This is a genomic window from Streptomyces sp. ICN903, assembly GCF_022015835.1.
Lineage (GTDB): Bacteria > Actinomycetota > Actinomycetes > Streptomycetales > Streptomycetaceae > Streptomyces > Streptomyces fenghuangensis.
The window spans coordinates 1-5131 of the sequence record NZ_JAKMAY010000357.1 but is presented as its reverse complement, the minus strand read 5'-3'; the positions used below and the strand labels follow the sequence as shown (position 1 = coordinate 5131).

The 5131-nt window shown below is 72.7% G+C and carries 7 protein-coding genes; all 7 read left to right on the top strand.

Annotated features, from left to right (window positions below; all coding sequences use genetic code 11):
* The first annotated feature begins 115 nt into the window (after positions 1 to 115).
* The 7 genes from L7D48_RS25480 to nuoK are packed head-to-tail and all read left to right on the top strand — an operon-like array spanning position 116 to position 5023.
* A complete protein-coding gene (locus L7D48_RS25480; RefSeq protein WP_237882906.1) occupies positions 116 to 487 on the top strand; it encodes an NADH-quinone oxidoreductase subunit A in 372 nt (123 codons plus the stop codon).
* Positions 478 to 1170, top strand: a complete 693-nt coding sequence (locus L7D48_RS25475) for an NADH-quinone oxidoreductase subunit B (protein WP_237882905.1) — start codon at positions 478 to 480, stop codon at positions 1168 to 1170. Before L7D48_RS25480 ends, L7D48_RS25475 begins: the two co-directional genes overlap by 10 nt.
* Entirely contained in the window at positions 1167 to 2381 is a 1215-nt protein-coding gene (locus tag L7D48_RS25470; RefSeq protein ID WP_237882904.1) for an NADH-quinone oxidoreductase subunit C, read from the top strand. Before L7D48_RS25475 ends, L7D48_RS25470 begins: the two co-directional genes overlap by 4 nt.
* The gene (locus L7D48_RS25465; RefSeq protein ID WP_237882908.1) at positions 2378 to 3340 is read left to right on the top strand and encodes a complex I subunit 1 family protein; all 963 of its coding nucleotides are present in this window, start codon (positions 2378 to 2380) and stop codon (positions 3338 to 3340) included. The genes L7D48_RS25470 and L7D48_RS25465 overlap by 4 nt, the downstream gene beginning before the upstream one ends.
* Positions 3340 to 3978, top strand: coding sequence for an NADH-quinone oxidoreductase subunit I (locus tag L7D48_RS25460; protein WP_237882903.1), 639 nt, complete (start codon positions 3340 to 3342; stop codon positions 3976 to 3978). Before L7D48_RS25465 ends, L7D48_RS25460 begins: the two co-directional genes overlap by 1 nt.
* A complete protein-coding gene (locus L7D48_RS25455; RefSeq protein WP_279951797.1) occupies positions 3975 to 4595 on the top strand; it encodes an NADH-quinone oxidoreductase subunit J in 621 nt (206 codons plus the stop codon). Before L7D48_RS25460 ends, L7D48_RS25455 begins: the two co-directional genes overlap by 4 nt.
* Positions 4595 to 5023, top strand: coding sequence for an NADH-quinone oxidoreductase subunit NuoK (gene nuoK / locus L7D48_RS25450; protein ID WP_237882902.1), 429 nt, complete (start codon positions 4595 to 4597; stop codon positions 5021 to 5023). Before L7D48_RS25455 ends, nuoK begins: the two co-directional genes overlap by 1 nt.
* Positions 5024 to 5131 lie beyond the last annotated feature (108 nt).

The following is a 5131-nucleotide window of genomic DNA, read 5'->3' as shown; positions in this document are numbered from 1 at the left end:
GGGCCGGGGCGCGGGTGTGACGGAGGCCCGCTTCCGTGCGCGGGCCCAGGGCCTAGACTCCCCTTCCGAACGGAGCGTCGTAACCGATGCGAACACCACGGAGCGAGGGACGGACGTGCCGGACTACTTCCACGGCTACGCGGTCGTCGGGCTGGTCGCGGTCGTCGGGGTGCTCTTCGTGGGGGTGGCCTTCGGCGCCGGGCGACTGCTGAGGCCCGTGGTGCCGACGCCGGAGAAGCTGCTGACCTACGAGTGCGGAGTGGACCCCGTCGGCGAGGGCTGGGCGCACACCCAGATCCGCTACTACGTGTACGCCTTCCTCTACGTCGTCTTCGCCGTCGACTCGATCTTCCTCTTCCCCTGGGCGACGGTCTTCGCCGAGCCCGGTTTCGGTGGAGTGACACTGGTGGAGATGTTCGTCTTCCTCGGCTTCCTGGCCGTGGGACTGCTCTACGCCTGGAAGAAGGGCGTTCTGGCATGGACGTGACCCCCGTGACCCCCGTGACCCCCGAGCCCTCCGGTGCCCGCGGGACCTCCGTCCCGGCCGACCTGCCGGTGCCCCGCCGGCTGGGCGGGCTGGCCCGGCTCGCCCCCGAGCCGATGAAGGTGGTCCTCAACTGGGGCCGCCGCTACAGCCTGTGGGTCTTCAACTTCGGACTGGCCTGCTGCGCGATCGAGTTCATCGCCGCGTCGATGTCCCGCCACGACTTCATCCGCCTCGGCGTCATCCCCTTCGCCCCGGGGCCGCGCCAGGCCGACCTGATGGTCGTCTCGGGCACGGTCACCGACAAGATGGCCCCGGCGATCAGGCGGCTGTACGAGCAGATGCCCGAGCCGAAGTACGTGATCTCCTTCGGCGCCTGCTCCAACTGCGGCGGCCCGTACTGGGACTCGTACTCCGTCACCAAGGGCGTGGACCAGATCATCCCGGTCGACGTCTACGTGCCCGGCTGCCCCCCCCGGCCCGAGGCGCTGCTCCAGGGCATCCTCAAGCTCCAGGAGAAGATCGCCGGCGAGTCGACGGCCGAGCGGTACGGGAACGCTCCCGCCGCCTCCGGATCCGAAGCCGCGCCGCCGCCCCCGCCGGGCCCGTCGGGGGCGGCCCTGACCAGCGGCCTGGTCGCCCCGCCCCCGCCTCCGGGCCCGGCTGCGGGGGAGGAGCGCGCATGACCGGACCGAACCCGCACCCGAACCCACCGGACCCGCGGCCGTCCGTCCCCGGGTGGCTGCCCCGGCCCGCCGGGGAGGTCTTCGGCGAGGGCGCGAGTGCGGCCGAGGCGTACGGGCTGCTGACCGTCGACGTGCCGGCCGCCCGCTGGACCGAGGCGCTGACCACCGCGCGCGACGAGCTGGGCTGCACGTTCTTCGACTGGCTGAGCGCCGTGGACGAGCCGGGCGAGGGGTTTCGGATCTGCGCGCACCTGGCCGTGCTGGGCACACCGGTCCGGCGGCTGCTGCTGCGGACCACCGTGCCGCACGAGGCGCCCGAACTGCCCACCGCCACCGGTGTGTACGCCGGGGCGGCCTGGCACGAGCGGGAGACGCACGAGATGTTCGGCGTCTCCTTCACCGGCCACCCGAACCCGGCCCCACTGCTGCTGCCCGACGGTTTCGAGGGACATCCGCTGCGCAAGGACTTCGTGCTGGCGGCCCGTGTCGCCAAGGCGTGGCCCGGCGCCAAGGAGCCCGGTGAGTCCGCGGAGGGCGGCCCGAGGCGGCGGCAGACGCTGCCGCCCGGCGTGCCCGACCCGAACGAGTGGGGTCCGCTCAAGGGGCAGCTCCCCGCGCCGGCCGCCCGCCCGGCACGCGGCCGTGCGGCGGGCGCCGCGGGGGAGCGCCCGCCGAGGCGCACACGCAGCGCGAGCGCCGGCTCCGCGAGCCAGCGCGCCGCCGGGGCCGCCTCCCCGGAGGCCGCCGCGCCGCGCCGCTCCCGCAGCGCGTCGGAGGGATCGGCCAGTCAGCGGGCGGAGGGCGCACCACCGGCCCGTACGCCGCGCCGCTCCCGCAGCGCGTCGGAGGGATCGGCCAGTCAGCGGGCAGCCGCGGAGCCGGGGCGGCGCAGCACGGACGCACCCTGGCTCAAGCAGGCGGAGCCGTCCGGCGAGACGTCGGCCGAGGCCGCCCGTCGCGTCCACGGGACGGACGAGCGGGCACAGGCCCCGCTCGGCGAGGGCGGCGGCGCCTCGGTGGCGAACGCCCCTGAGGGCGACGCCCCGGAACCGGGGCGCGAGGCCCCCCGGAAGCCCGGCACCGACGACAGCGGCACCGACGACAGCGGCACCGACGACAGCGGCACCGATGACAGCGGCACCGGTGACAGCGGTGACAGCGGCACCAACCGCAGTGACAGCGGCGGCGGAACGACGGAAGGCGGCGCCTGATGGACGTGCTCGACGTCGCATGGCGGCTGCTGGCCGTCCTGCTCGCCTTCCTCGTCCTGCCCCTGGTGGTGGGCCAGGCCGAGCACAAGGTGATGGCCCACATGCAGGGCCGGGTCGGCCCGATGTACGCGGGGGGCTTCCACGGCTGGGCCCAGCTCGTCGCCGACGGCGTGAAGTTCGCGCAGAAGGAGGACGTCGTACCGGCCGACGCCGACCGCCGGGTCTTCCAGCTCGCGCCGGCCGTCGCCCTGATCCCCTACCTCCTCGTGCTGATCGCCATCCCGGTCGGCCCGAACGGCATGGTCGGCCAGGCGATCGACGCGGGGATCTTCTTCGTGCTCGCCGTGATGGGCGTCGGCGTGCTCGGCTCGCTGATGGGCGGCTGGGCCTCGGCCAACAAGTTCTCCCTCCTGGGAGGCCTGCGCACCGCCGCCCAGCTCATGGCGTACGAATTGCCGCTGCTGCTCGCGGCCGCCTCCGTCGCCATGGCCGCCGGGACGCTCTCGCTGCCCGGGATTCTGGAGGCGTTCGAGTGGTGGTGGGTGCCGTGGCAGATCATCGGCGCCCTGGTCTTCTTCACCGCCGGACTCGCCGAACTCCAGCGCCCGCCCTTCGACGCCCCCATCGCCGACTCCGAGATCATCTTCGGCGCGTACACCGAGTACACGGGCCTGCGCTTCGCGCTCTTCCTGCTCGCCGAGTACGCGGGCATCGTCATCCTGTGCGCACTGACCACGGTGCTGTTCCTGGGCGGCTGGCACGGCCCGTTCGCCGCCGACCTCGGCTGGCTGTGGACCCTGCTGAAGACCTCCGTCCTCGCCTTCGTCGTCATCTGGCTGCGGGTGAGTTACCCCCGGCTGCGCGAGGACCAGCTCCAGAGGTTCGCCTGGACCGTGCTCGTCCCCCTCGCCCTCTTCCAGATCGCGCTCACCGGCGTCGTCAAGGTGGTGATCCAGTAATGGCCGTTCCCGGCAGCGGCCTGGCCAAGGGCCTGGCCGTCACCCTCCGCACCATGACCCGGCGCTCGGTCACCGCGCACTATCCGGACGTCCAGCCCGAGCTGCCCGCCCGCAGCCGCGGGGTGATCGGACTGTTCGAGGAGAACTGCACGGTGTGCATGCTGTGCGCCCGTGAGTGCCCCGACTGGTGCATCTACATCGACTCCCACAAGGAGACGGTGCCGCCCGCCGCTCCGGGAGGGCGCGAGCGCAGCCGCAACGTCCTGGACCGCTTCGCCATCGACTTCTCCCTGTGCATGTACTGCGGTATCTGCATCGAGGTCTGCCCCTTCGACGCGCTGTTCTGGTCCCCGGAGTTCGAGTACGCCGAGACCGACATCCGCGATCTCGTCCACGAACGGGACCGGCTGCGCGAGTGGATGTGGACCGTGCCCGCCCCGCCGCCGCTCGACCCCGCCGCGGAGGAGCCCAAGGAGATCGCCGCCGCCCGCAAGGCCGCCGACAAGCAGCTCGCCGCCGAGACCCGCGCCCGCGAGGCCGGGCGGCACGGGACAGGGCAGCCGGAGAACTCGCAACCGGAGAACTCGCAACCGGAGAAATCGCAACCGGAGACGGACCAGCGGGACGGTGACACGTGAGCGCCACCGTGAGCCTCGCCTCCACCGCCGCCTCTGCCGCTTCCACCGCTTCCGGCACCCCCGGCTTCCTGTCGCCCACCGGCGTCGAGATCCTCTTCCTGCTCGTCGGCCTGCTCACCCTCGGCGCCGCGATCACCGCCGTCACCACCCGGCAACTGGTGCACGCCGCCCTGTGGCTGGTGGTGGCACTGGGCGGGATCGCCGTCGAGTACCTGCTGCTGTCCGCCGAGTTCATCGCCTGGGTACAGGTCCTGATCTACGTCGGGGCCGTCGTCGTCCTGCTCCTGTTCGGGCTGATGCTCACCAGGGCGCCCATCGGCCGCTCGCCGGACGCCGACTCCGGCAACCGCCCCGTCGCCCTCGCGGTCGCCGTCACGGCCGCCGCCATCCTGGTCACCGTCGTGGTGGACGCCTTCCGCACCACCTGGATCGACCTGGAGAACGGCGCGCCGCAGGGCACCACCGACGTCACCGGCAGGATCCTCTTCCAGCACTGGGTGCTCCCCTTCGAGGCCCTCTCCGTCCTGCTGCTCGCGGCCCTCGTCGGAGCGATCGTCCTCTCCCGCCGCGGAAACGGACGGAACGGAACCGGGGCCGCGGACGGGGGAGAGCGCTGATGCATCTGGCCTACCCCGCCGTCCTGGCCGTCCTCCTCTTCTGCACCGGTCTGTACGGAGTCCTCGCCCGGCGCAACGCGATCCTCGTCCTGATGTCGGTCGAGCTGATGCTCAACGCCGTCAACCTCAACCTCGTCGCCTTCGACGTCTGGCTCCGCGACACCCTCCACGCGGGCCAGGCCCTCACCCTCTTCACCATCACCATCGCCGCAGCCGAGATCGGCATCGGTCTCGCCATCGTGCTGCTCGTCCACCGCAACCGGGGCACCTCCCACATCGACCGGCTCCGCGAGCTCGCCGAGACCGACGGAACCGGCGGAACCGACGGAACAGCCGGAACCGTCACCGAAAGTGACGATCCCACTGTGGCAGGCGTCACTGACAACCCCGCCGACACGCGCCTGACCAGGGGAGAGGCCACCGCGTGAGCACCACGACCCTCGCCGTCCTCGTCCCGCTGCTGCCCTTCCTCGGCGCCCTCGCCGGACTCCTCCTGGGCCGCCGCGCCCCCGCCTACGTCCGCCCCCTGGCCGTCC

Bases quoted from the DNA above. Each gene is read 5' to 3' on its own strand.
- L7D48_RS25475 (WP_237882905.1), top strand. From the start codon at position 478: ATGGACGTGACCCCCGTGACCCCCGTGACCCCCGAGCCCTCCGGTGCC.
- L7D48_RS25470 (WP_237882904.1), top strand. From the start codon at position 1,167: ATGACCGGACCGAACCCGCACCCGAACCCACCGGACCCGCGGCCGTCC.
- L7D48_RS25460 (WP_237882903.1), top strand. From the start codon at position 3,340: ATGGCCGTTCCCGGCAGCGGCCTGGCCAAGGGCCTGGCCGTCACCCTC.
- nuoK (WP_237882902.1), top strand. From the start codon at position 4,595: ATGCATCTGGCCTACCCCGCCGTCCTGGCCGTCCTCCTCTTCTGCACC.